The sequence below is a fragment of the Leminorella grimontii genome (genome assembly GCF_039789245.1).
Lineage (GTDB): Bacteria > Pseudomonadota > Gammaproteobacteria > Enterobacterales > Enterobacteriaceae > Leminorella > Leminorella grimontii.
This window is the reverse complement of sequence record NZ_CP146357.1, coordinates 1,625,788-1,651,493: the sequence shown is the minus strand read 5'-3', so window position 1 is coordinate 1,651,493 and position 25,706 is coordinate 1,625,788. Positions and strand designations below refer to the sequence as shown.

General features: G+C 53.0%; 21 protein-coding genes. 6 read left to right on the top strand and 15 right to left on the bottom strand.

Annotated elements, in window-relative coordinates:
* Positions 1 to 10: 10 nt before the first annotated feature.
* Both V8L73_RS07850 and rlmKL read right to left on the bottom strand, forming a co-directional pair.
* On the bottom strand, positions 11 to 1,918 hold the full coding sequence (locus V8L73_RS07850) for an ABC transporter ATP-binding protein (protein ID WP_027274548.1): 1,908 nt from the start codon (positions 1,916 to 1,918) through the stop codon (positions 11 to 13).
* Positions 1,919 to 1,921: 3 nt separating this feature from the next.
* Positions 1,922 to 4,081: a bifunctional 23S rRNA (guanine(2069)-N(7))-methyltransferase RlmK/23S rRNA (guanine(2445)-N(2))-methyltransferase RlmL gene (rlmKL, locus tag V8L73_RS07845; protein ID WP_261831662.1), complete on the bottom strand. Its 2,160-nt coding sequence runs from the start codon at positions 4,079 to 4,081 to the stop codon at positions 1,922 to 1,924.
* A gap of 539 nt (positions 4,082 to 4,620) precedes the next feature.
* On the opposite strand from rlmKL, the gene V8L73_RS07840 reads away from it, so the two are divergent.
* On the top strand, positions 4,621 to 5,721 hold the full coding sequence (locus V8L73_RS07840; RefSeq protein ID WP_347254568.1) for a YcbX family protein: 1,101 nt from the start codon (positions 4,621 to 4,623) through the stop codon (positions 5,719 to 5,721).
* 64 nt (positions 5,722 to 5,785) lie between these two features.
* Here V8L73_RS07840 and V8L73_RS07835 read toward each other — a convergent pair whose 3' ends face one another.
* From V8L73_RS07835 to pepN, 3 genes are all read right to left on the bottom strand, one after another.
* Positions 5,786 to 6,331: a cell division protein ZapC gene (locus V8L73_RS07835; protein WP_027274545.1), complete on the bottom strand. Its 546-nt coding sequence runs from the start codon at positions 6,329 to 6,331 to the stop codon at positions 5,786 to 5,788.
* A 271-nt stretch (positions 6,332 to 6,602) separates the two neighbouring features.
* A complete protein-coding gene (pyrD, locus tag V8L73_RS07830) occupies positions 6,603 to 7,622 on the bottom strand; it encodes a quinone-dependent dihydroorotate dehydrogenase (RefSeq protein ID WP_347254567.1) in 1,020 nt (339 codons plus the stop codon).
* Between the two features lie 146 nt (positions 7,623 to 7,768).
* Entirely contained in the window at positions 7,769 to 10,393 is a 2,625-nt protein-coding gene (pepN, locus tag V8L73_RS07825; RefSeq protein WP_347254566.1) for an aminopeptidase N, read from the bottom strand.
* 413 nt (positions 10,394 to 10,806) lie between these two features.
* Here pepN and pncB point away from each other — a divergent pair, with 413 nt between their 5' ends.
* From pncB to ompC (V8L73_RS07805), 4 genes are all read left to right on the top strand, one after another.
* Positions 10,807 to 12,015 (top strand): nicotinate phosphoribosyltransferase, encoded by a 1,209-nt coding sequence (pncB, locus tag V8L73_RS07820; protein ID WP_347254565.1) that lies wholly within the window; start codon positions 10,807 to 10,809, stop codon positions 12,013 to 12,015.
* Between the two features lie 274 nt (positions 12,016 to 12,289).
* Positions 12,290 to 13,690, top strand: a complete 1,401-nt coding sequence (gene asnS, locus V8L73_RS07815) for an asparagine--tRNA ligase (RefSeq protein ID WP_027274541.1) — start codon at positions 12,290 to 12,292, stop codon at positions 13,688 to 13,690.
* 296 nt (positions 13,691 to 13,986) lie between these two features.
* A complete protein-coding gene (gene ompC, locus V8L73_RS07810; RefSeq protein WP_261831686.1) occupies positions 13,987 to 15,087 on the top strand; it encodes a porin OmpC in 1,101 nt (366 codons plus the stop codon).
* A 311-nt stretch (positions 15,088 to 15,398) separates the two neighbouring features.
* A complete protein-coding gene (gene ompC, locus V8L73_RS07805) occupies positions 15,399 to 16,484 on the top strand; it encodes a porin OmpC (RefSeq protein WP_347254564.1) in 1,086 nt (361 codons plus the stop codon).
* A gap of 486 nt (positions 16,485 to 16,970) precedes the next feature.
* On the opposite strand, the gene V8L73_RS07800 is transcribed toward ompC (V8L73_RS07805), so the two are convergent.
* The 7 genes from V8L73_RS07800 to V8L73_RS07770 all read right to left on the bottom strand — a co-directional run bounded on the left by V8L73_RS07800 (position 16,971) and on the right by V8L73_RS07770 (position 20,799).
* On the bottom strand, positions 16,971 to 17,402 hold the full coding sequence (locus V8L73_RS07800) for a type II toxin-antitoxin system HicB family antitoxin (protein ID WP_347254563.1): 432 nt from the start codon (positions 17,400 to 17,402) through the stop codon (positions 16,971 to 16,973).
* A 24-nt stretch (positions 17,403 to 17,426) separates the two neighbouring features.
* Entirely contained in the window at positions 17,427 to 17,609 is a 183-nt protein-coding gene (locus V8L73_RS07795) for a type II toxin-antitoxin system HicA family toxin (RefSeq protein ID WP_347254562.1), read from the bottom strand.
* 121 nt (positions 17,610 to 17,730) lie between these two features.
* Entirely contained in the window at positions 17,731 to 17,940 is a 210-nt protein-coding gene (xreR2, locus tag V8L73_RS07790) for a cell morphology transcriptional regulator XreR2 (RefSeq protein ID WP_261831685.1), read from the bottom strand.
* On the bottom strand, positions 17,940 to 18,404 hold the full coding sequence (locus V8L73_RS07785; RefSeq protein ID WP_347254561.1) for a hypothetical protein: 465 nt from the start codon (positions 18,402 to 18,404) through the stop codon (positions 17,940 to 17,942). Before V8L73_RS07785 ends, xreR2 begins: the two co-directional genes overlap by 1 nt.
* A gap of 390 nt (positions 18,405 to 18,794) precedes the next feature.
* Complete coding sequence (locus V8L73_RS07780) at positions 18,795 to 19,172, bottom strand: hypothetical protein (RefSeq protein WP_347254560.1); 378 nt, start codon at positions 19,170 to 19,172, stop codon at positions 18,795 to 18,797.
* Entirely contained in the window at positions 19,169 to 20,089 is a 921-nt protein-coding gene (locus V8L73_RS07775; RefSeq protein ID WP_347254559.1) for a CdiA family toxin C-terminal domain-containing protein, read from the bottom strand. The genes V8L73_RS07780 and V8L73_RS07775 overlap by 4 nt, the downstream gene beginning before the upstream one ends.
* Positions 20,090 to 20,226: 137 nt before the next feature.
* The gene (locus V8L73_RS07770; RefSeq protein ID WP_347254558.1) at positions 20,227 to 20,799 is read right to left on the bottom strand and encodes a hypothetical protein; all 573 of its coding nucleotides are present in this window, start codon (positions 20,797 to 20,799) and stop codon (positions 20,227 to 20,229) included.
* Positions 20,800 to 21,126: 327 nt separating this feature from the next.
* On the opposite strand from V8L73_RS07770, the gene V8L73_RS07765 reads away from it, so the two are divergent.
* Positions 21,127 to 22,317: an amino acid aminotransferase gene (locus V8L73_RS07765; RefSeq protein ID WP_027274531.1), complete on the top strand. Its 1,191-nt coding sequence runs from the start codon at positions 21,127 to 21,129 to the stop codon at positions 22,315 to 22,317.
* A gap of 68 nt (positions 22,318 to 22,385) precedes the next feature.
* Here the strand turns inward: V8L73_RS07765 and V8L73_RS07760 are convergent, their stop codons facing one another.
* The 3 genes from V8L73_RS07760 to ldtD form a co-directional block, all read right to left on the bottom strand.
* The gene (locus tag V8L73_RS07760; protein WP_261831646.1) at positions 22,386 to 23,030 is read right to left on the bottom strand and encodes an MBL fold metallo-hydrolase; all 645 of its coding nucleotides are present in this window, start codon (positions 23,028 to 23,030) and stop codon (positions 22,386 to 22,388) included.
* 123 nt (positions 23,031 to 23,153) lie between these two features.
* Positions 23,154 to 23,714: a YcbK family protein gene (locus tag V8L73_RS07755; protein ID WP_027274529.1), complete on the bottom strand. Its 561-nt coding sequence runs from the start codon at positions 23,712 to 23,714 to the stop codon at positions 23,154 to 23,156.
* A gap of 228 nt (positions 23,715 to 23,942) precedes the next feature.
* On the bottom strand, positions 23,943 to 25,676 hold the full coding sequence (ldtD, locus tag V8L73_RS07750) for a L,D-transpeptidase (protein ID WP_347254557.1): 1,734 nt from the start codon (positions 25,674 to 25,676) through the stop codon (positions 23,943 to 23,945).
* Between the last annotated feature and the right edge of the window lie 30 nt (positions 25,677 to 25,706).

The window sequence follows — 25,706 nt, the reverse complement described above, 5'->3', positions numbered from 1 at the left end:
GCGAAAGCCGTTAAGCGTTTTTCATCGACTCCAGCTCTTCCCAACGCAGGAAGGCTTCTTCAAACCGCTGCTCGGCTTCGGCCAGTTCGGTCAACACTTTTTGCGTCACCTCGTGAGGCTGGCTAAAGAACTCAGGATCGCCCACCCGTTCTTGCAGCGTCGCAACAACAGCCTCAAGCTTCTCAATTTTTGCCGGCAGCCCCTCCAGTTCTCGCTGAAGGTTATAGCTCATCTTATTGCCGGCTTTCTTACGATCTTCTGCTTTTTCTACCGCAGGTTTATTCTGTGCGGCAGTGGTCGACTGCGCCTTAAGCTCGACGCTACCGGCCCGCTGCCCGTGCGCGTCGGTATATCCGCCGGCAAACGCCTTAATCACGCCGTTGCCTTCAAAAATCCAGCAGTCCGTCACGGTATTATCGACAAACTGCCGATCGTGGCTTACCAACAGCACCGTTCCACCGTAGTCGCTGATAAGCTCTTCCAGCAGTTCTAATGTTTCAATATCCAAATCGTTTGTCGGTTCGTCAAGAATCAACAGGTTGCTGGGCTTTAAAAACAGCTTGGCCAGCAGCAGACGATTGCGCTCGCCGCCGGACAGAGCCCGCACCGGCGTCATGGCGCGCTTAGGATGGAATAAAAAGTCCTGTAAATAGCCTAGCACATGGCGGGAACGGCCGTTAACCATCACTTCCTGTTTGCCGTCCGCCAGATTGTCCATCACGGTTTTATCCGGATCCAGCTGGACGCGGTGCTGGTCAAAATAGGCAACTTCCAGCTTGGTGCCAATCCGCACGCTGCCGCTGTCAGGCTGGATTTGCTGCAGCATCAGCGTCAATAGCGTGGTTTTTCCGCACCCGTTGGGCCCTACCAGCGCAATCTTATCCCCGCGCTGAACCTGGGCGGAAAAATGCTTCACCAGCGTTTTATCGCCCCGGCTAAAGCTAACGTCTTCCATTTCAAACACGATCTTGCCCGAACGCAGGGACTCTTCCACCTGCATTTTAGCGGATCCCATAACGCCTCGGCGCTCGGCATGCTCATTTCGCATCGCCTTTAGCGCTCTGACGCGTCCTTCGTTGCGCGTGCGCCGCGCCTTGATCCCCTGACGGATCCAGACCTCTTCCTGCGCCAAGCGGCGATCGAACTCGGCATTCTGCAAAGCCTCAACGCGTAGAGACTCTTCTTTACCAAGTAGATAAGCATCATAGTTGCCGGGCCAGGACACCAGCTTGCCGCGATCCAGATCGACAATGCGCGTCGCCATGTTGCGGATAAAGGCGCGATCGTGGGAAATAAAGATAATGCTGCCGTTGAACTCCTTCAGGAAGGACTCTAGCCAGGCGATAGTGTCAATATCAAGATGGTTGGTCGGTTCGTCCAGCAGCAGCACGTCTGGCGAACACACCAGCGCCCGCGCCAGAGCGGCCTTGCGCAGCCAGCCGCCGGAAAGCGATGACAGAGGCGCTTCCGCCTCCAATCCCAACTTCTCCAAAACGGCGCGGATGCGGCTATCGATAAGCCAGGTTCCCTGATGCTCCAGCGCCTCTTGCAACTCGGCAAGCCGCTTTAAGTTTTGTTCGCTGGGGTCGTTTCCAACCTCAATAGAAAGATGATGATAGGCTTTAAGCTGCTCGGCCTGCTGCTCGACGCCTTCGGCGACGAAGTCAAACACCGTACCTTCAACGTTACGAGGCGGATCCTGCTGCAGCCGCGAGACGACCAGATCCTGTTCAAACACCAGTTGGCCGTCGTCCAACGGGACTTCTTTATTTAAGATCTTCAGCAGCGTTGACTTACCCGCACCGTTGCGCCCAACCAGACAAACGCGCTCGTTGGGTTCAATATGAAGTTCGGTATTGTCCAACAGGGGCGCATCGCTAAACGACAGCCACGCGCCGGATAAACTGATAAGAGACATTAATTAACGATCCTCGCCGGCATGCGTTAACAGCCAGCAGTTGTGAATTTGTTTGTTACGCGCGAAGTCTGGAGACAGCGTCTTATCCGAAATTTCTTTCGCCTTCAGCCCCAGCTTGGCGATACCGTCGAGATCCATTTTAAAGCCGCGCTTGTTGTTGGAGAACATCAGAGTGCCTGCAGGGCGCAGCATTCGCTTGAGGTGACTCATCAAAGCAATGTGGTCTCGCTGCACGTCAAAGCTGTTTTCCATTCGCTTTGAGTTGGAAAACGTCGGCGGATCGATAAAGATAAGGTCGAACTGTTCGGTCGTTTCTTCCATCCAGCCCAGGCAGTCGGCCTGAATCAGGCGATGGGCGCGGCCGGTAAGGCCGTTAGCGCTCATATTGCGTCCGGCCCATTCCAGGTAGGTTCTCGACATGTCCACCGTGGTGGTGGTGCGCGCGCCGCCGAGGCCGGCGTGAACGCTGGCGGAGCCGGTATAGGCGAACAGATTGAGGAAGTCTTTTCCTTTGCTCATTTCCCCCAGCATCCGACGGGCGATGCGGTGGTCGAGAAACAGCCCGGTGTCTAGGTAGTCCGTCAGGTTAACCCACAGCTTAGCGCCGTACTCTTCCACCTGGAAAAACTCGCCCTTTTGCGCCAGCTTCTCGTACTGGCTTTTTCCCTTTTGCTTTTCCCGCACCTTCAACACCAGCGCGTTGGCCGGCAGTTCGAGCACCGCCAGCGTCGCGTTGATGGCGTCAAACAGGCGCTGACGAGCCTTTTCCGGCGCCACGGTTTTAGGCGGCGCATACTCTTGCAGAACGTAGCGGGAGCCATAGCGGTCCAGCGCCAGGTTGTATTCCGGCAGGTCGGCATCATACAGGCGGTAGCACTCGAGACCTTCCTTCTTAACCCACTTCTCAAGGCGCTTAATATTTTTACTCAGGCGATTGGCGAAATCAGCCGCCAGCGGCGCTGACGCCTCCGCTTTTTGCTGAGGGGCTTCATCGCCCTCGTTCTTCTCTCGCCCTGCGCTATCCGTTAAGCGATAGTTTTTCTGAACGCACTCCAACGGGCCGTTCTTAGCCTTAAACTGCCGGCTTGAACGAAGCTGCAGGCAGCTCAACAGTTCTGGAGACGCGCTAAACAGAGAGAGGTTCCAGCCGCCAAAGTCCCGCTTCATAATTTGCCCAAGCGCCGTATGTAGAGCAATCAGCGCGGGTTCGCTTTCCAGGCGTTCGCCGTAAGGCGGGTTGCTCAACACGGTGCCTTGCGGCCCGTCGGGCAGCGGGTTGGTCAACCGAGTAATATCCTGAGAGGCGAAATGAATAAGGCTGCCGACGCCGGCGCGGCGCGCGTTCAGCTTTGCCATCTCAATGACTCGGCGATCGTTATCGTAGCCGTAGAAGCGCGACGCGGTCTTATTCACACCCCGGCTGGCGCTGGCCTGAGCCTCGCTTAGCAGCTCTTGCCACAGCTCGGCGTCGTGGCCGCTCCAGGCGTCGAATCCCCACGCGCTTCGGTGAAGGCCGGGCGCCACGTTCGCCGCGATCATCGCGGCTTCAATCAAAAGCGTTCCCGAACCGCACATCGGGTCGACCATCGGCGTTTCCGCCTGCCAGCCGGAGCGCATAACGATGGCCGCCGCCAGATTCTCTTTTAATGGCGCCTGGCCGGTCGCATCCCGATAGCCGCGCTGGTGTAGAGAGCTGCCGCTCAGGTCGAGCGCCAGGCTGGCTTTCTCTTTTTGCAAGAAGACGTTGATGCGAATATCGGGCTGCTGCTTTGCGACGTCCGGACGCTGCTTGACCTTGCGCATAAAGCTGTCGACGACAGCGTCTTTTACCTTCAGCGCCCCGTATTGGCTATTGCGGATTTCATCGTTGGTGCCGGTAAAATGCACGGCAAACGTATTCTTAACGCTAAACATCGACGGCCAGTCGACGGCGTTGACGCCGAGATAAAGGTCCATGTCGCTGTAAACGCGAAACTCGCCCAGCGGCATCAGTATCCGCGATGCCAATCGGCTCCAAAGCAGCGAACGGTACATCAGGCGCTTGTCGCCTTCAAAATGTACCCCGCCCTGAACGACCCGACAGCCGTTTGCTCCCAGCGCTTCCAGTTCGGTTTTTAACAGTTCTTCCAGGCCTCGCGCCGTACTGGCAAACAAAGAGATCATAACCATGCACCACAGAATAAAAATAGGTTGAACATTATAGCCAATCCGTCCTCTTTGTCATAAAGTTACCTGCTATTTATTCAGATTGCTGACAAACCGTCCAAGGCTGTGTCCCGTAACTGTCCGCGGTGGCGACGCTGAGCCAAAATCACGTAATCAAGGCGGAGCGTGCAGGGCATAGTGGGCCTATGCCCAAGTGCGACAACGCAGAGTTCGTGATTTTGGCGCGCGTCCCGAAGGGCTGGGGCCATTTTTACGCAGCGCTGCGTTCCTCGTGGCTTATTTGGCCCGCCAAACCTCGCGCCTTGTTCTGCGTAAAAATGACCGCCAGCGCCATCCGCGTATAGTTACGGGACACAGCCTAAGCTTCGGTGGATATTCCGGCCGAAAATACGGCCTGCTTATATCACCCGCATGCTCGGCCGGAAGAGCGCCTGTATTAGCTTTGGGAGTACGTCGGTCAGGCCCGAAGCAAGTACGATGTGCTGGCAACGTTCGGCAACATCCAAACTGTACGCTATCAATACGGAGCTTTACGCGTGGTTACTCTATCTCGTTTATATGTACATCCCGTCAAGTCCATGAGAGGGCTGGAACTCTCCCACGCACAGGTGCAGGCCGGCGGTCTGGCTTTCGACCGCATATTCATGATTACTGACCCCGCGGGCACGTTTATCACCGCTCGCCAGTACCCTCAGCTCGTTTGCTTCACGCCCGCGCTGCTGATTAACGGCGTATCCTTAACCGCGCCGGACGGCCAGAACAAGACCGTGGCTTTTAACGACTTTTCTGCCGAACGATCGCCGACGGAAGTTTGGGGCAACCACTTTACCGCCCACGTTGCGCCAGACGAGGTGAACCGTTGGCTGAGCGGTTACTTAAATCGCGACGTACAGCTGCGTTGGGTCGGGCCGGAACTTACGCGTAGGGTAAAGAACCGCCCGGAGGTCCCGCTGGGATTCGCCGACGGTTTCCCCTACCTGCTGATCAATGAAGCCTCTTTCCAGTCCCTACAGGCGCGCTGCCCGGCGAATATCGTTATCGAACAGTTCCGCCCTAACCTTATTGTGCGCGGCGCGGCGCCCTTCGCCGAAGACGAATGGCAAACGATACGCATCGGCGAAGTGATTTTCGATCTGGTTAAACCCTGCAGCCGGTGCATTTTAACCACGGTGAATACCCAAAGCGGCCGCAAGCACCCGCAGGAAGAACCGTTACGCACCCTGACGCAGTTCAGAACGGCGGAAAACGGCGACGTCGATTTTGGTCAAAATATGATTGCCCGCAACCAGGGCGTTATACGCCTTGGCGACGACATTGAGATATTGGCGACTCACCCTCCCCGCGTTTACCGCTCGTCCGAGCTGGACACCGCTGAGCGGATACGAGAAGCGCCCAAAGACGTCGTTATCAGCTACGGCGAACGCTCCTTTGTCGGCAACAATCAGCAGGTACTGCTTGAGCAGCTGGAGCAAAACGGCATTCAAATCCCCTACTCTTGCCGCGCCGGCATTTGCGGCTGCTGCCGCATCAAGCTCAATGCGGGAGAAGTAAACCCGTTAAGGAAAGGGGCGATTAAACGCGACGGCTCCGTTCTGGCCTGCAGCTGTGTGCCTAAAACCAACGTAGAGCTGGCGTGACTTAACGCGTAAGGAAAGTAAAACGCCCGCAAGTGCGGGCGTAAAACTAACGGAAACGTTCAGGTTAACCGACCTGAGCGAAAGGAATGTGGGCCTGCTCGAACTGAACGCTAAGCATCCTGTCGTGCATCACTTTTATTGCATCACCCAGCTGCAGGCACTTTCCCGCCATCATCATGGAGGGCTGCGCCACCAGGCACAGACTGGCGTTTTCACCCGCGTCCACGACCAGCAGCAGCGCCGGCTGCCCGTTTTCAATGATAGAAACGGCAACAATATCGCTACGCGCAGGGCGCAGTTCAAACGCCTGCTGCTCGAAATACCAGCTCTTGGGCATCAGCGGCTTTAAAAAACGGTGCGCCGCCAGCGCGTTCAGAGTCAGCTCCGCGCGCTGCTCATGAGTAAGAGAAAGGCTGCGGCAGCGTTCTTCCAGTTCAAAGAACAGCGCTGCGTCGTCAACACAGAATGCGGATTCGGTAAACGCATCGGGCGTTAACGTTTTGCCAGCAAAGCGCGAACGAAAAATCATATCGTTGGATAAATCCAACATTAATCGATCGTGTTCACTGTCAAAATACCAGCGCCAGTTATCGTCTGGCTTAATCCTCATTGCTTTTTCCTTAAACTCATCCCGTCATACTTCAAGCTGCACCCAGCATACCCGCAACTCAAATTATTCTGGGTATATAACAAACGAAACTTATCTTTTCATCCCTCAAAATATGAAATGGCAAATCAATATCGGATGAAAAGATACCGTTTATATCTCACTATAATTAATTTGAGGGGTAAACGCTTTGAATATAGAACAACCAGAGGAAAAAATAAACCCCTGGTTGCTTATTAATAAGAAATAATTTATATCCCCGTCATACTTCAAACTATTTAGGGGACAAACCGTTCACAATTTCTTTTACCAATCCCGGTCCTTTAAAAATAAATCCAGAATAGATTTGAAGAAGTGTGGCGCCTGCGTCTAATTTTTCCTTTGCCGCTTCAACAGAATCAATTCCCCCTACGCCAATAATGGGCAACCGCCCGTTCAGCTCAGCGTAGAGGCGGGCGATAGTCGAGGTGCTCTTGGCGCGCAGAGGCTTACCGCTCAGCCCCCCTGCCTGCTCGCTGTTCTTTAATCCAATAACGGACTCGCGATCCAACGTCGTATTTGTTGCAATTACGCCATCAATATTATGTCTTACTAAACTATCGGCTATTTGGATCAATTCATCTTCAGAAAGATCCGGCGCGATCTTCACTGCGATCGGAACGTATTTCTGATGCCTGCTGCTTAATTCACTTTGCTTTAACTTGATCGCGCTTAATAGATCGTCAAGCGCATCGCCATATTGTAACGATCGCAATCCCGGCGTATTGGGCGACGATATATTAACGGCGATATATCCCGCATAGGAATATACTTTATCCATACAAATCAAATAGTCGTCTTTCCCCTGCTCTACCGGCGTCACCTTATTCTTACCGATGTTAACACCGATAATTCCCTGAAAGCGTGTTCTTTTTATATTCTCAACCAGGTTATCTACGCCAAGGTTATTGAAGCCCATTCTGTTGATCAGCCCCTCGGCAGAAACGATCCTAAACAGCCTCGGCTTATCGTTTCCCGGCTGTGGCTTTGGCGTTACCGTTCCTACTTCGATCGCGCCAAATCCCAGCGCGCCCAGCGCGTCAATGCATTCACCGTCTTTATCAAGACCGGCGGCAAGGCCAAGCGGATTTTTAAAAGTGAGTCCCATACAGGTGACGGGCTTATCGGGAACATTTTGCTGGATAAGACACTGAAGAGATGTGCCGCTGATGCGGCGTAAATGGCGAAAGGTAAGCTCATGAGCGTGCTCAGGATCGAGCTGGAACAGCGCTTTCCTGATGAAAGGGTAAAACATACTCTCTCCTTAATCCGGCGATTAACCGGGGGGATATTATTCAGCATTCGCCGATAAAAATAAATCAATAATCCTTAAAAATAATGCGTGTTATATAATTAAGCCGGCACAAATGCCGGCTTAATTCAGCTTCTCAAGCGCTTTAACTACTCGGTTCCGAGCGCTTTGCCAATCTTCTCAAACAGATCGCCGGAAAGATTTTCTATTCCTTTCAGACGTTCAAGAGATCTTCGCATCAGCGCTTGGCGATCTGCATCATAACGCCCCAGGCGGATCATCGGCTCGATAAGCCGTGCGGCCACCTGTGGGTTGCACTGGTTGAGATCCACCAGCACGTCGGTCAGGAACTCGTAACCCGACCCGTCCTTCGCGTGAAACGCCGACGGATTGGTTGAGGCAAAGGCGCCGATGAGGGAGCGGATGCGGTTAGGGTTATTCATACTGAAAGAGCGATGGTTCATCAGCGCCTTCACGCGCTGCAAAACCCCCGCTTCCGGGCTGGAAGCCTGCAGAATAAACCACTTGTCCATAACCAGCCCGTCCTGATGCCAGCGTTCGTCAAATTCCGCCATCATGGCCGCGCTGCACGGCAGCTGTGCCGCAACGGCCGCCGAGAGCGCCGCCAGCGAATCCGTCATATTATTTGACTGCGCATACTGTCGGCTTATCAGGCCATCGGCAAAGTCACGATCGTCAACAAACGCCAGATAGCTCAGGCAGACGTTGCGCAGCGCTCGCTTGGCAATGTCTTCATGATCGATGCGATATTCATCGGTTCCGTTAGCCAGATAAACCGCTAGCCATTCAGCTTCCATATCCTGCGCCAAACGCTTGAGCATGGCGCTTCGAACCTGGTGTATCGCATCAGGATCGATGATATCAAACGGCTCAGACATCTCATTTTCCGACGGCAGCGTCAGGATCTGCGCGGCCAGCGCGGGATCCAGCGTATCGCTCAACAAGACGGCGCGGAAGGCGTCCACCACGCTATCCGGCAGCGTAAACGCTTCACCCTTCTGTAAACGCAGAACGTTTTCCCCTATGTGCTTGGCAAGCAGCATTTGCGCCGCGTCCCAGCGGGAGAATTCGTTGGTGGCGTGCTGCATCAGGAAGGCCAGCTGCTCGTCGGTATAGGGGTAATCCAGCTTCACCGGCGCAGAAAACTCCCGCAGCAGGGAAACCACCGGACGCTGCGGCACGTTGTCAAAGACGAACGTTTCGCTCTCTTTCGTCACGTTTAATATAGAAGAAGAAAGATTTTGGCCGTTAATCGACAGCGGAATAACCTCCCCTTCGCGCCCATAAAGCTCAACGTCTAGCGGTACGTGCAGCGGCAGTTTTTCGGCCTGATCCTGCGTCGGCGGCGTCATCTGGCTTACGGTCAGGCGGTACTGGCGCTTCGCTTCATCATAGTCATCGCGCACCGTCAGGCGCGGCGTGCCGGACTGGCTGTACCAGCGGCGGAACTGGGTAAGATCGATGCCGGAAGCCGTTTCCATCGCCTCGACAAAGTCGTCGCAGGTCGCGGCGGATCCGTCGTGAAGTTCAACGTAGCGGCGCATGCCCGCCTGGAACTTCTCTTCGCCCAACAGCGTGTGCATCATGCGGATCACTTCCGACCCCTTCTCATACACGGTAAGCGTATAGAAGTTGTTCATCTCGATCACTTTTTCAGGGCGGATCGGATGCGCCATCGGGCTTGCGTCTTCGGCAAACTGCGCGCTGCGCATCACTCTGACGGCGTCAATGCGGTTAACCGCCCTTGACCCCAGATCCGAACTGAATTCCTGATCGCGAAATACCGTCAGCCCCTCTTTAAGGCTAAGCTGGAACCAGTCGCGGCAGGTGACGCGGTTACCGGTCCAGTTGTGGAAATATTCGTGACCAATCACCGACTCGATGTTGAGGTAGTCTTTATCCGTCGCCGTTTCCGCCTTCGCCAACACGTACTTGGAGTTAAAGACGTTCAGTCCTTTGTTTTCCATGGCTCCCATATTGAAGAAGTCGACAGCAACAATCATGTAGATGTCGAGATCGTACTCCAGGCCAAAGCGCTCTTCATCCCAGCGCATGGAATTTTTCAATGACGTCATCGCCCAACCGGCGCGATCCAGATTGCCGCGATCGACGAACAGTTCCAGCGCGACCTCTCGCCCGGAACGAGTAACAAATTTATCTCTCAAGACGTCGAAGTCCCCGGCCACCAGCGCAAAAAGGTAACAGGGTTTTGGGAACGGATCCTGCCATTCAACCCAGTGGCGGCCGTCAGCCAGCTCGCCCTGCGCCACTCTGTTCCCGTTAGACAGCAAATAGGGATAGGCCGCCTTATCCGCCGTAATGCGGGTGGTAAAGCGCGCCAAAACGTCGGGGCGATCAAGATAGTAAGTAATGTGGCGGAAGCCTTCGGCCTCACACTGCGTACACAGCGCTTCGCCTGAAACATACAGCCCTTCCAGCGCGCTGTTCTCTGCGGGGTGGATATCGTTAACGACGTGAAGCATAAATCGGTCGGGGACGTTGTTTAGCGTCAGAGCGCCCTCGTGCAGCAGATAGTCGCTCCAGGGCTTGCCGTCAACGCTTATCGAAATCAGCGTCAGGTTCTCACCGTCGAGCACCAGCGGCGCTTGCGCATCGCCCCGTCGCTCAATGCGGCTTACCGCGCTTATTCGCGTTGTGCTCGGCGCCAAGTCGACGTCCAGTTTGATGTCGGTAATAATGAAGTCCGGTTTACAATAATCGTGGCGATACTTCGCCTGAGGCCTGTGCGTCATAAAAAACCTATTGTGTTCAACCCAATGATGATCTGAGTCTATGCTTCTTGCCGTAGAGTTGCAAAACTCCATACGCTTCATCCTTCAAGCTGCCTCTTTGTTGGCTGCAAATGCTCGGCCCATCCATAGGCCTCGCCCTTACGGGCCGCCGCAAGCGGCGTTCAAATCTGCTCCAGGCAGATTTGTCTCTCACTTGCCGCCTCGATGGAGCTTGAATGATATTGTGTATATGGTGGAGAAAACGAGAAAAACAATCATTCCTTTACTACATTAAATTATCCACTTTTCTTTGGTCCCGTGGCCGCAAGATTATCGATCCACTGAATTTTCTACCTTTATTACGCCGCTATTAAAGGTATACTCTCTGGACCTTTTCAGCGATCCACCCAACGTGAGAAAACGCGAATCGCAACATGAAACAGCAGGCCAGCCCCATTCTTACCTCGTTATTGGATACCGATGCCTACAAGCTGCACATGCAGCAGGCGGTTTTTCACCACTATCGCCATACGACCGTTGACGCCGAATTTCGCTGTCGCAGCGACGATCTTTTGGGAGAATACGCGGACGAAATCCGACAGCAAATCGCGCTGATGGAAAACCTATCCCTGACGGAGGAAGAGTATCGTTATCTCTCTTCGCTTCCCTTTTTTAAGCAGGACTATTTGACCTGGCTAAAGTCGTTTCGCTTCGACGCGTCCCAGGTTCAAGTCACAAATCGTCACGGCAGGCTGGAAATTCGCATCAGCGGCCTTTGGTACGAGGCTATTTTATGGGAAGTGCCTTTACTTGCCGTGATTAGTGAAACGATACACCGGCACAGAACGCCTGAAACGGGCGTTGAATCGGCGCTATCCCACCTGCAGGAGAATCTGGCGCGCTTTCGCGACAGGTATGCCCACGTTGACCTGTCCGGCTTTCGTATTTCCGATTTTGGTACGCGCCGGCGCTACAGCAAAGCGGTTCAGGAAGCCATCGTTAGCGAGCTTCAGCGTTCGTTCTCTCCTTATATGATGGGAACCAGCAACTACGATTTAGCGCGTCGGCTGAGCCTGCCGCCCATCGGCACTCAGGCGCATGAGTGGTTTCAGGCGTTTCAGCAAATAAGCCCCGTTCTGGCCAACAGCCAACGCGCCGCGCTACAGGGGTGGCTTGACGAGTATCCCAACCAGTTAGGGATCGCGTTGACGGACTGCATCACGATGGACGCCTTCCTCCGCGACTTCGGCCTGCCCTTTGCCAACCAGTATGAGGGGCTTCGCCACGACTCGGGAGACCCGTTCGAGTGGGGCGAAAAGGCCATCTCCCACTATGAAAGTTTGGGTATCGATCCCATGACTAAAACGCTGGTGTTCTCCGACAGCCTGGATCTGGACAAGGCGCTGGCGCTTTACCAACGCTTCTATCAGCGCGTTAAGCTGGTGTTCGGCATCGGCACGCGCTTAACCTGTGATATCCCCGGCGTTAGTCCGCTCAACATTGTGATTAAGCTGGTGAAGTGCAACGGCAAGCCGGTCGCCAAGCTGTCGGACAGCCCCGGAAAAACCATCTGTCAGGATCCGGCGTTTGTACAGGCATTGCATAAGGCGTTCAATTTGCCTTTGGCGAAATCGCTTCGTTAAGAAGCGCGTTTTCCATATACAAAAAATAAAAGCCGCCTTTCCTCTACAAAACCTCTACAAAAAGGCGGCTTTTTTTAGTACCTTTAGCAAGGCGCTAAATATTCGGTTTAATACCCTATATTCTTCACTGTGACAGCCTCGCTCCGTGCTGAGGCCTAAACGAGCGTTTTCAATCGCCGGCTTCTTCGGCAAATAAAAATACGTCGCCTATCGTTTAATACGACGGTATGGCGGTCATTACACAGTTCAGATTAACACCATAAGAGAGAAAGTTATGAGCGTAGTGCCTGTAGTCGATGTACTGCAAGGGCGCGTAGCGGTTGACAGCGAAGTCACCGTACGCGGCTGGGTGCGTACCCGGCGTGATTCTAAAGCCGGTATTTCCTTTCTAACCGTTTATGACGGTTCCTGCTTTAATCCGTTACAGGCGGTCATCAATAATTCTCTGCCCAATTATCAGGACGACGTGCTTCGCCTGACGACCGGCTGCTCCGTGGTCGTTACCGGCAAAGTCGTCGCCTCTCCGGGCGAAGGCCAGCCCGTTGAACTGGCGGCAAGCCGCGTAGAAGTGGCCGGCTGGGTGGAAGATCCGGATACTTACCCGATGGCGGCCAAGCGCCACACCATTGAGTATCTGCGCGAAGTCGCGCACCTGCGTCCGCGCACCAACATTATCGGCGCCGTCGCACGCGTTCGCCACACGCTGGCGCAGGCGCTGCACCGCTTCTTTGACGAGCAGGGTTTCTTCTGGGTATCAACGCCAATCATTACCGCTGCGGATACCGAGGGCGCCGGCGAAATGTTCCGCGTTTCTACGCTGGATCTGGAAAACCTGCCGCGTACCGACAAGGGTCAGGTTGACTTCAGCGAAGACTTCTTCGGCCAAGAGTCTTTCCTGACCGTTTCCGGCCAACTTAACGGCGAAACATACGCCTGCGCGCTGTCCAAGATTTATACCTTTGGCCCGACGTTCCGCGCGGAGAATTCCAACACCAGCCGCCACCTGGCGGAATTCTGGATGGTAGAACCCGAAGTGGCGTTTGCCGACCTGAACGACATTGCGGCGCTGGCGGAAGCCATGCTGAAGTACGTGTTTAAAGCGGTGCTGGAAGAGCGTCCTGACGACATGGCCTTCTTCGCCGAGCGCGTTGACGCCGAAGCCGTGACGCGCCTGGAGAAGTTTGTCACCTCCGACTTTGCGCAGGTCGACTATACTGACGCTATCACCATTCTGCAAAACTGCGGCCAAACGTTTGAGAACCCGGTAAGCTGGGGCATCGACCTCTCTTCCGAACACGAACGCTATCTGGCCGAGAAGCACTTTAAGGCGCCGGTCGTCGTGAAGAACTATCCGAAAGATATCAAAGCGTTCTATATGCGCCAAAACGAAGACGGCAAGACCGTCGCCGCGATGGACGTGCTGGCGCCGGGCATTGGCGAAATCATCGGCGGATCTCAGCGCGAAGAGCGTCTGGAGCAGTTCGACAAGCGCCTGGCCGAACTGGGAATGAACAAAGAAGACTATTCCTGGTATCGCGACCTGCGTCGCTACGGCACCGTGCCCCACTCAGGGTTCGGCTTGGGCTTCGAACGGCTGGTAGCCTATGTCACCGGCGTGCAGAACGTTCGCGACGTGATCCCATTCCCAAGAACGCCGCGCAATGTCTCATTTTGACGCTTCTTTACAGAAGATTGTTTTTTAAACAATCTTTCAAGCGGCCGCCTCAGGCGGCCGTTTCAATTTTCCAAAGTTAGACCTTTATCACAAAGTTCCCTCAAATCCACATCCTGAAATACATCTTTTCCCCTTGTAACTTGTTTGCGATATTAGTAGCATTTAAAGGCTAGATTAACTGCTTCGCGAGTGAAAGACTGCGGGTGGCTAATAAATGGCATCTAACGTTACCGGCTTTAGTCGGAAGCAGTGGCAGATGCGATAAAACAACTCCAATGAGGGAAGTTAATAAAATGATGAAACGTAAAATTTTAGCAGTGGTAGTTCCGGCTCTGTTAGCAGCAGCTGGTGCAGCAAACGCCGCTGAAGTCTATAACAAAGACGGTAACAAGATTGACATCACCGGTAAGATCCAAGGGTCTCACTATTTCTCTGATGGCAAGAGCAGCGATGGCGACAAAACCTACGCTCGTTTCGGCCTGCGCGGCGAAACTCAGGTTAACGATCAAATCACCGGTTATGGTTACTACCAAACTGAGCTGAACGCCAGCAAAGGTGAAAACACCGGCGGCAACTCTCAGAAAACTCGTCTGGCTTACGCTGGCCTGAAAGTGGGTGATGCTGGTTCTTTCGACTACGGTCGTAACTACGGCGTTCTGTACGATATCGGCGGCTGGACTGACGTTCTGCCTGAGTTCGGTGGCGACTCCTTCCAACAAACTGACGTCTTCATGACTCAGCGTGCTGGCAACCTGGCTACCTACCGCAACAAAAACTTCTTCGGCATGGTTGACGGTCTGAATTTTGCCGTTCAATACCAAGGTCGTAACGACGCAAGCGATCATGACCGTAACGGTCAAAACCGCAACGGTGACGGCTGGGGTATGTCTTCTACCTATAATTTAGGTAATGGCCTGTCTTTAGGTGCTGCTTATGCATCATCTGACCGTACCGATCAACAAACCGTTGATGGTCGTGGTGACCGCGCTAACGGCGTAGCCGCTGGCCTGAAGTATGACGCTAACAACATCTATCTGGCAGCAAACTACAGCCAGACTTACAACATGACCGTGTTTGGCGACAGCACCAGCAACGTTGCTAACAAGACTCAAAACTTCGAACTGGTTGGTCAATACCAATTCGATTTCGGTCTGCAGCCGTCTCTGGCTTGGGTTTACTCCAAGGGTAAGGATCTTGATTACACCGTTGGTACCAAGCAATACGATAGCGAAGAGCTGGTTAACTATGTTGACGTAGGCGCTACCTACTACTTCAACAAAAACATCTCCACTAAAGTTGACTACAAAATCAACATGCTGGACGACAACAACTTCACCAAAGCTGCTGGCATCATGACTGATGACGTCGTAGCAGTTGGTATCGTTTACCAGTTCTAATTTCGCTTAAGCGAAGTGATGAATTTAAAAAGCGCTCTTCGGAGTGCTTTTTTTATGCCTTTCATATTAGTTCACTACGCCCCCATAAAAAAATGTAACAATTTTTCAAAAAAATAATAACGCAAATTACAACAATTTCTCTGTTAGGGTCCATTATTTAATTGTCAGCACTAAACGAAGTACGGTTTGGCTGGCAGCCTGTGCAACCGCCGCAAATAGCATCATCTCCAGCGTGGATGAATGCATCACGCGGCCTGTTACATAGCGGTTGACAATAAATGCGATAGAAGGCGTTCAGTGGAGAAATTGTTATGAAACGTAGAATACTAGCGATAGTCATACCGGCCTTGCTGGTCGTTGGTTCCGTAAACGCGGCTGAAATTTACAACAAAGACGGCAACAAGATTGATATCACCGGCAAAATCCAGGGTTCCCACTACTTCTCTGACGCTAAGGACAGTGACGGCGATAATACCTACGTGCGTTTCGGCCTGCGAGGTGAAACGCAGGTCAATGAGCAGATTACCGGCTATGGCTTTTATCAGGCGGAGATGAACGCCAGCGATTCAGAAGGCGACAACGGCCAGAAGACCCGCTATGCCTACGCGGGCATCAAGGTCGGCGATGCCGGCTCGCTGGACTATGGCCGTAACGACGGCATTCTGTACGACATCGGCGGCTGGACCGACGTGCTGCCTGAGTTCGGCGGGGATTCCTTCCAGCAAACCGACGTCTTTATGACCCAGCGCGCGGGCAACCTGGCGACCTACCGCAACAGGGACTTCTTTGGCCTGGTTGACGGCCTGAACTTCGGCGTTCAGTACCAGGGCCGCAACGACTCCGGCGATCGCAACGGTTCTGACCGCAACGGCGACGGCTGGGGGATGTCAACCACCTACGATTTGGGCATGGGCCTGTCTCTGGGCGCCGCTTACGCGTCATCGGACCGCACCGACACGCAAACCTCTGACGGCGAAGGCGATCGCGCAGACGCAGCGACCTTCGGCATCAAGTATGACGCCAACAACCTCTATTTGGCCGCCATCTACGGCCAAACCTACAACATGACGCGATATGGCAGCGACTCCGACTACGTCGCCAACAAAACGCAGAATACCGAACTGGTGGCTCAGTATCAGTTCGACTTTGGGCTTCAGCCCTCGCTGGCATGGCTGTACTCCAAGGGTAAGGATTTGAACTTTACTACGGGGACTCAAACCTACAGCGATGAAGAGTTGGTGAACTACATCGACGTAGGCGCGAACTACTACTTCAACAAAAACATCTCGGCTAAGGTTGATTATAAAATCAACATGTTAGACGACAATAACTTTACTAAAGCGGCGGGTATCCCCACTGACGACGTAGTTGCCGTGGGGATTGTTTATCAGTTTTGATTTCGCTTAGGCGACGGGGTTAGAAAGCGCTCTTAGGAGCGCCTTCAGATTCTCTTAAATTAGTTTCAGAGGACATTCCGGCCGTAAATACGACCAACCTATATCACCATCGTGCTCGGCCGGGAGGGCGCTTGTATTAGCTTTGGGAGGGCGTCGGGCATAGCCTTCCTGGGGGCCGTTATGAAGCCCTTTGGGCTTCACCCTAAAGGGCCAGCGCAAGCGCTGTTCAAACCGGCAAAGCCGATTTGTCGTTGGCTTACGTCAAGTCGCCCCCAACGGAAGACTCTCCCTCCGATTGACTCTGTAAGCTTTATTCAAGAGCTTTGTCATCAATCTCAGGCACTCTTAGGAGCGCCTGAGATTCTCTTAAATTAGCTTCAAAGGATATTCCGGCCATAAGAACGGCGGTTGAATGTAGCGTTTTGAGTACTGAGAACCTAACGCTGTCACTGGCTGTTTACCAGCTTGACGCCGTTAGCATAGTGACTACAGTTTAAGCTCGTGGCGAGCCGCTTCAGCGATAAAATGGCTACGGTCACGATAAACGGTGCTAGATTTAACTGCGGTGTCGATGCGTCTGATTAACGTATCGGGCAGTGAGACATTAATACGCTGCGGTTTGCCTTCGAACTCTGATAAATCAACATCAACCATGACCCAGCTATCAAAGTCCTTATATTCTGGATTTGCAGCATAAACCAGATACCCGGCATCTTTAATATCGCCAGCAGCAACGACACCTCGCTGCACCAGATCTTCGATTACCATCAGGATCGCCTCTTTTATCATTGGTGCAATCTGATCCTGTGTATCAGCAGCGGAGAAGCAGCCACAATCGTAAGCTGAAAACGCAGGAACAATCATACCGTAAGCGGTGTTTTCATCTTTCGGCGTCTCAACGCCCACTGAAAAGAACATATCAACCTCCAGAGCAGGCAGAGATTAGATCCCCGCCAGTTTCTTAATAGATTTGACGGTACCGAGAGGTAAATCCTTTTTCGGATGAGGCACTGGAAAGGTTTTTCCGGTTATGGGCGACCACCATATCTGGTGACTACTTGCCTTATGCCTTTTGAGCTCACATCCAGCAGCAATCAATTCCGTTATCAGGTCAGTCGATTTCATTTTTCCTCTTGGCCTGCAATGATTATACACACGGATACACACAAAACGAAAAAATGTTTTTCTGTCGATATATATCCCGCACCGTCAGTAAACGAATGCGGGAAGACGTCCCTGAAAGGTCTTACTGAAAATAACGCGAAGGCCAAATCTCCTCAGGCGCAACGCCCAGCGCCTGCGCTATCAGCCGTTCACCTTTGGGCCAGCGACGCATTAGGGCATTCGCCAGCGTTGAAGAAGCCAGCCCCGCGTCGCGTGAGACGGCGGCAAGTGAGGTGCCTCTCTTTTTCAGCCCGGCGATAACGTCAGCGGCATGCCAATCCTGCTGCTTCATCATAAGCCCTCGCTGGTAAACAGCAGGCCGTCGGCCGTGCGCACCCGCAGCCAGCGCGGGAACTTAAGCTCGGCGACAAAATAGCCCACCAGCCCGAACAGCAGTTCACCAATGGTTTGTTCCGCTCCCAGCGGCAGCGCCCTGCCCGCTAGCAGCTGTGCCAGCGTCAGGCAATAGTCGCACAGCTGTTCTGAGTCTGGCTCAAAGCACGGCGGATTAGCGGGCGGCTCATCGACAATAAAGCGCTCGGCCAGGTGTTCAGGAATGGGATCGTTTAGCGTCCCCCTCAGCAGTGAAAAGCAGGAAATCAATCGCCCGCAGAGCGCCAGCCGCAGCGCCGGATCGTCGCTTTCGGTTAGGGCTTCGGCAAACTGCTCGCAGTAGTCGGCCAGCGTGGTAAAGTCCGTGTTGGCGGTGAAGGGGATATTGAGTAATGGGTGAGTTTGGGTAGGGGTTGTAGCCATGTGGCAGCCTCCAGTATGTGATATTTAAATACCACCCCCGGAAATGCCAAATTCGCGGGTGGTGGACTGAACAGAGTTGGCATACCGGCCATACTGAACACCGGCGCATCTTGCGATGCCTCCGCCCAGCCCACCATAGAGAAGCGACAGTATATCGCTTCTGGGGCTGAACGTGCGACATAAAAAGTAACGTAAGTACATAATATGTCGTCAGTATGGTTTCAGGATGCCAATCCCGACGCCCGATTTCTCAGGCGTGGCGTGAAAATATCGTATGCCTTCTTTTGCTGCAATGGGGTTTGTTTGGAGTTTGGGGATGGCTCGCAGAAAACGAAGATATAGATTAATTAGGAGCCTGTTTACACAGAATTGTAAACAGGCTCCCCAAACTCATAAATAACGTTCTTTAAGTTTAGCCATATTATTTTCTACTGATTTTTTATCATTTTGATGTGCATCAATATAGGAATCAGCTATTACCTGCATTAGCTCAACAAAGCGTTTAGGGGACAATGTTGAACTTTCATAGTCACCAAGCAAGAAACTGACTTCATCAAACTCCTCAGGATTATCCCAGTCTTGATCTAAGACGTATTCTAGCCCCTCATGAACAGTACACCCAATACCTCTAGAAGCATCATATAAGAACTGCAAAAAGCTCATTTTTTGCTCTTTCAGCATGGTCGATATCAAATAATATAAATCTATCCCATCATTTTCCAAAAAATACTCTTGTTTATTTTCTAGCCATTCTAATTTATTAATCATTTAGCATTCCTTGGTGGCATAGTGGTAAAAGCATTACTAACATTTCCTGTTTTTGCATCTCTAGTTACCTGGAACCAATAACCATCAACTTTGACAGAATATTCTCTATGCGCAGGATTTGCCAAAAAATAGCTCTCAGACTGTTTTGCAGCTTGAGTTGACATATTGGCAACTTTTTCATCTGATAATATTTTAGGATCATATGTTGTTTTGCTCTGGACTTTTTTATAATCAACAATCTTCCCAGCATTTGGACCATTTCCGGCTATAGACGGCATTTGGTACTGATATTCAATCAGACCAGGATAGCTTTTATCTGTGACTTTAAGATTAATTTTAGCTCCTGTCATTTCTACAGACTCCAAGAAAGCATCTTGTTTGTGTGCTCCTGCAATACCCGTTTTTTTCGCGTTTATTATTCCTAACTGAGTATTGTGTTTAGTCACATCCGCAATAAAGTTATCAGGTGTCAGCTGGTTGGTTGTATTCCCCGTCGTCCCTTTTGCCGCCTGATTTTTCCCCACAACCCCCAACGCAGCCAGCCCTTTACCACCTACTGCAGCGCCCAATCCCATCGTTTCTGCTGCTTCCTTGGTATATAGCGCCGCCTTAACATAGTCTGGTAATGCCTGATAAATTGCCTGGGCGCTTTCTTCATTCTCCGCCATTACAAAACGGGTCAGTTGCGCCAGTTCATCTCCACTCAGGTCTGAAAATGCTGATAAACGACTCAGGCCTTTCACAATATCTGTTCCAGCCTGTGTTTCTGCTAATGCCCCGCTGGCACAGAACGGATCACCCGAACACTCCTTCGCTATGGCTTCCTCACGATTCTTTTTACTGATTTCAGCATATTTCTCGTAAATCGGAAGCGTATCTTCTCCATTCCGCTTAGCCTCTTCGAGCTCCTTATGCATATCCAGAGTATTTTTGGAGTTAAGCGTATTATTCTCAACCTCCACCCGAGCCGCATTAGCCCCACTGGCAATCCCATTAACATCCCCGCCAACAGCGCCGCCCGCAGCCGAGCCCACCAACGCAACAAGGTTGCTAATTACCGTCTTCTCATCCGGTGAAAGCTCCTCGGCTTTCTTGCCGTAGAACGCGTTAGCCAGCGCATCCGAACTCGCCGCCGCGATAAAGCCGCCCGCCGCCCTGCTGCCGCCGTGCCGTTTTGCCAGAAGTTGCTGCCGACGCCATACTCTTTGTCTACGCTCTTATACTGCTCAGACTCCGCAATTTTCGCGTTGATTTGCGCTTCAGACAGCCCGTTAAGCTCGCCTTTCGCTGCCATCTCGGCGCGGATGCTCTCCTTCGCTTCGTTAAGCTTGCTCTGCTTGTAGGCGTCCATCGCCTGCGTGCCTAAGGCTACCGCTTCTTTCTGAATGCTCAGCTGGTCTTTGATTTTGTCTTTATCAAAGGTGTCGTCCAGCGCGCGGTGCGCGTTGTCGGTATCTCGGCTCAGGTTGGCGATATCCTGCTTTTGGTTCTCGCCGTCGCGAATGATGATGTCACCCTGTGCAATCGCACTGTGGGTCGTACTGCTGTCCTTGTCCGACACCTGCCCTACCGGCGTCGTCGGCATGCTCGGCGCGTAAGGGGTGTAGCCGCCGTCACCATCGCTCATTATCCCGCCCGATACGTTCACCCCGTACTGGTTGCCGCTCCACTCCGCCTTGTCTTTTTATATGTCGCTGGCAAGATTCATCGACGGGATGTCGATTAAGATCTGAGTGATGTCAGATTGCAACATTACTACTACTCAGAACAGCGACAAGCTGTAGGGCTACGCCTATGAGCCGTCGTTTTCCCCTCCCCCCCATTAGATTTATCAATACAATTTCCCCCACTATCGTTTTATTTACTTTTCCTTCTTAACCATTTGTCAAACGGCACGAATTCACTGTAATCTGGCTAAACCCGTTTGTTCCTTACTTTATGGAAACCATCGACTATGTTTGAGACTGTAAAAGCCGCGCCTGCCGATCCAATCCTCGGCCTGGGAGAGCTCTATAATGCCGAAACCCGGCCAAATAAAATCAATCTGGGCATCGGCGTCTATAAAGATGAAACCGGCCAGACGCCGGTGCTTAACTGTGTGAAAAAAGCGGAACAGCTGCTGCTGGAAACGGAAAAAACCAAGAACTATTTTCCTATCGTCGGCCTGCCGCCTTTCGCCGCCTGTACGCAGGAACTGCTGTTCGGCGCTGGCAGCCCTATCATCGCAGATAAACGCGCCCGTACGGCCCAGGCCCCTGGCGGCACCGGCGCGCTGCGCATCGCTGCCGACTTTCTGGCGGCCAACACCTCCGCCAAGCGCGTGTGGATCAGCAACCCGACCTGGCCTAACCATAAAAGCATTTTTCAGGCTGCCGGGCTGGAAACCGCGGAATATCAGTATTACAACGCACAGGAACACGCGCTGGACTTTGACGGCCTGTTGGCAAGCCTGAGTGGCGCGCAGGCGGGGGACGTCGTTCTATTCCACGGCTGCTGCCATAACCCTACCGGCATCGATCCTACGCCGGAGCAGTGGCAGCAGCTTGCCAATCTTTCCGCCGAGCGCGGATGGCTGCCGCTGTTCGACTTCGCCTATCAGGGCTTTGCACATGGCCTGGAAGAGGACGCACAGGGGCTACGCATCTTTGCCGCCAACCACGCTGAACTTATCGTCGCCAGCTCCTACTCCAAGAACTTCGGCCTGTACAACGAACGCGTCGGCGCCTTTACTCTGGTCGCCGCCGACAGCGAAACGGCTGAACGGGCTTTTAGCCAAGTGAAATCAACCGTTCGCGCCAACTACTCCAACCCGCCGGCCCACGGAGCGTCGATTGTTACCACTGTGCTCAGCACGCCGGAGCTGCGCGATTCATGGCATCAAGAGCTGACCGACATGCGCCAGCGCATCCACCGCATGCGCCAGCTGTTCGTCAACACGTTGCAGGAAAAAGGCGCGGAGCAGGACTTCAGCTTCATCATTCGGCAAAACGGCATGTTCTCTTTCAGCGGCCTGACGCAAGAACAGGTGCTTCGCTTAAGAAACGAATATGCGATCTACGCCGTAAACTCAGGCCGGATCAACGTCGCCGGTATGACGCTGGACAACATGGCGCCGCTGTGTGAAGCCATCGTTGCGGTGTTGTGATTTTATTACGGATATGCAAAGGGCGCCGTTTGGCGCCCTTCTTCATTTTTGTCATCAGCTATCAAGCATTAGCCTCTAGCATTCTCCCCAACAAAAGGATTACTCACCCTTTCATAGCCAATGCTCGACATCGGGCCGTGCCCGGGAATAAACCGCACGTCGTCGCCCATCGGCCACAGCTTTTCGTTAATAGAAGTGACCAGCGTCTGATAGTCCCCACGCGGGAAATCGGTGCGGCCAATGCTGCCATAAAACAGCACATCGCCTACCAGCGCCAGCCTGTCCGCTTTCGAGAAAAACACCACGTGCCCCGGAGTATGGCCCGGCGTATGCATAACGTTAAGAGTACGGTTGCCGACGGTAACCGTATCTCCATCGTTCAGCCAGCGATCGGGCACAAAGGGATCGCAGTGCTCCATGCCAAACCGGGTGGTTTGATCGGGCAGGATTTCCAGCCAGAAGGCATCATCTTTATGTGGACCAACGATAGGCACGCCGTAGCGCTTGGCGATTTTTTCCGCTCCGCCTACGTGATCTGAATGGCCGTGCGTCAACAGTACCTGTTTTAACGTCACGCCCAGCGTATCGATGTGCTGGCTTAACAGCTCGGCTTCACCGCCGGGATCGACAATAGCAGCCTCGTTTGTCTCTTCACACCACAGCAGCGTACAGTTTTGCTGAAACGGCGTAACCGGAATAATTTGGTATTTCAAAGCATTCTCCTCTGCCCTATGGCGACGCGAAAATAACGCTATCATTCCACACGCCGCCGGTGAGAGCAACTTCACCGCGCGTAAAAAAGGCGCCTTCGGCGCCCATAGCTGATGACGTTACCGTTACCAGTTTCTTACCGGCCCGGTATCCACGTGCACAAAGTTGCTGGAAGGATAATACCCAACGCCGCCAGACTTCATCTTCAACGCCGCGTCTCTGAGCGTCTTTAGCGCCACGCCGGGAATGCGGATATCCGCCGCCTGCCCCAGCGTATGGTAGCTGTTCTTCGCCACGCCGCGCTTATGCGCGCGCATCTCGCTATTGCTGGCGACGCTCCTGTACCCGCATATCAGCTCAATCTGGCGATTGCCGAACTGCTTTTGTAGGTAATACAGCTTGTCGTAAAGCTTGGGGTCTATCGTCGTCACCTGCTCGGTACGGCGATCGCGGAAAATATGATTCAGGCGGGAAAGCTCTTTTTTATCATAGCTTTTACCGTTGAAATAGGTCGATGTTATCGTTTCATTGGTATTGATATTTTTTATCAGCAGCGTTCGAGTTCGCAGCTGAGTACTTTTCGTCTTTGCCGGTGCGGCCAGTACCGATTCGGGTAAAAGCGCTATGCCTAAAGCGGCTCCGCCAATCACTAACCACTTACGACGGTGGAGATCAATTTTATCCATAATGCCTTTCTATAATTAGTAAAACGGTAATTAACTTTATGCTCTTCCTGCTTTTACCACCCGCTCGGCAAAGCATTTGATTTTTCATAAGAAACAAAAAGTTGAACTTCTAACAGGATAACGCGCTAACGAGAATAGTCCAGAATCACGCTGTATTAACGCGCGCTTAAAATGTAAGCGCGCGTTACAGCCTTCTGTTATGACAACAGAAATGAGGAAATTACGGCATTAATGTAAAAGTTTTTCTATCTGAGGCAGTTCCTTTACACCCGCCTGCGCCAAGCGATCGTAGCCATAAATGTCAGAACGGAACTCCGGCTGACCGTCGGCAGATACCCAAGACGTCAAATAGTAAAGCTGGACCGGAATTTTTTCGCGGATTTGGGCATACGTCGTACTGCCGCGCTTAAGCGTGTTTTGGATTTTGTTATCATCCCAGCCGGCGTCGTTAAGCAGCATGTTGGCAAGCTCCGCCGCCTTGTTCACGCGAATACAACCCGAACTTAACGCACGCATGCTCTTATCAAACAGGCGGTGATTCGGCGTATCGTGCAGATAAATCGCGTCGTCATTAGGCATGTTGAACTTAAAACGACCCAGCGCGTTGCCGCTTCCCGGCGCCTGCTGCAGGCGGTAATTTCCGCTGCCCTCGGACCAGTCTATTGTGCTGGGGTCAACGGCTTCTGCATTCTTGCCGTAGCCTGCATAAACCGTATAGCCCTGACGCTTCAGATACTCTGCGTCACGCTTGGCCTTCGGCACCAAGTCCTCTTTAATGAGCTTAGCCGGCACGTTCCACGGCGGGTTTACCACCACGTTGTTCATCGCGCTGCTCATTAGCGGCGTCTTACGGCGCACTGAACCGACGATAACCCGCGACTCCAAAATGCGTTCACCGTTAACGTAGTAAACCAGCGAATAGTCGGGGATGTTCACAAAAACGCCGTGATCCCATGCGGCCGGCAGTAAGCGCAGGCGCTGAATGTTCAACGCCAGAACGGCCGCCCGCGTTTGCGGCGCCATGTTCAAGGCTTCACGCGTGCTGTTGCCAATAACGCCGTCAGCCTCCAGGCCGTACATTTTCTGGAATTTCTTCACCGCCTCAACCAAATCGCTGCTATAAACCAAAGACGCTTTAGCCTTAGCCGCATTTTGATCTTCCGCACCGGCAGCAGCGGCTTTTTCCAACAGCCCGCTGCGGGTGAGTATTTCTCTTAATTCGGGAACGTCCTTGCTGCTGTTGCCCGGACGCAGGCTCTGTTTGGCCGTAGCGAGCTGAGGCCAAGGCTGTGCATCGTTAATCAACGGAAGCATGGCGGCGCGCATTTTTTCATACTGCGGGTTTTTCGGCGCCAGCCCCTGAACGAAAGCGTCCAAACGCCCTTCGCCAACGGCCTGTTGCCATTGCTCTATTTCCGCCTTGGCGGGCGCAGCCATTTTGTAGCTGTCGGCGCGATATAGCCAACGGTTGCCGTTAGCATAAACGCCGTTAACAAAGTGTAAATACCCCAGCATCGCATCGGAAAGCACCGCGTCTCGCCCAATGCCGGTCAGCTCCGGATTAGACAGCAGCGTCGCCCATTGCCCAAACTGGCCGTTCACGCCGGACAGCGCCACCTCGGCCAGTTGAGATTGAAATGCTTTCATCGCCTTTTCGTCCGACCATAGGGGCTTCATTTCGTCCGAAGCGGCGTAAATCGAGCTAAGTTCGGAAAGGTATTTTAGCGATACGCCAGCAGGCAGCGCTTTTTGCAGCTCCTCACGGCGTTGATTGATAAGCTCCTGAGAAGGAGCCGCCCGTGCGGCGCTGGCCTCGATCGCGGCAGTAGCCCCCGCGTCAACGACCTGAGGTTCGTTTAAAACGTCAGTTTGCGTACAGCCTACGATCGGGAAAGCCGCCAGCGTTGCCAGCGTACAGTTCACCGCCAGGTTTTGGAGAATTTTTCGTTTTACCAACAACATCCTTTGTCCTCTACTAAAACAGTCTCACAC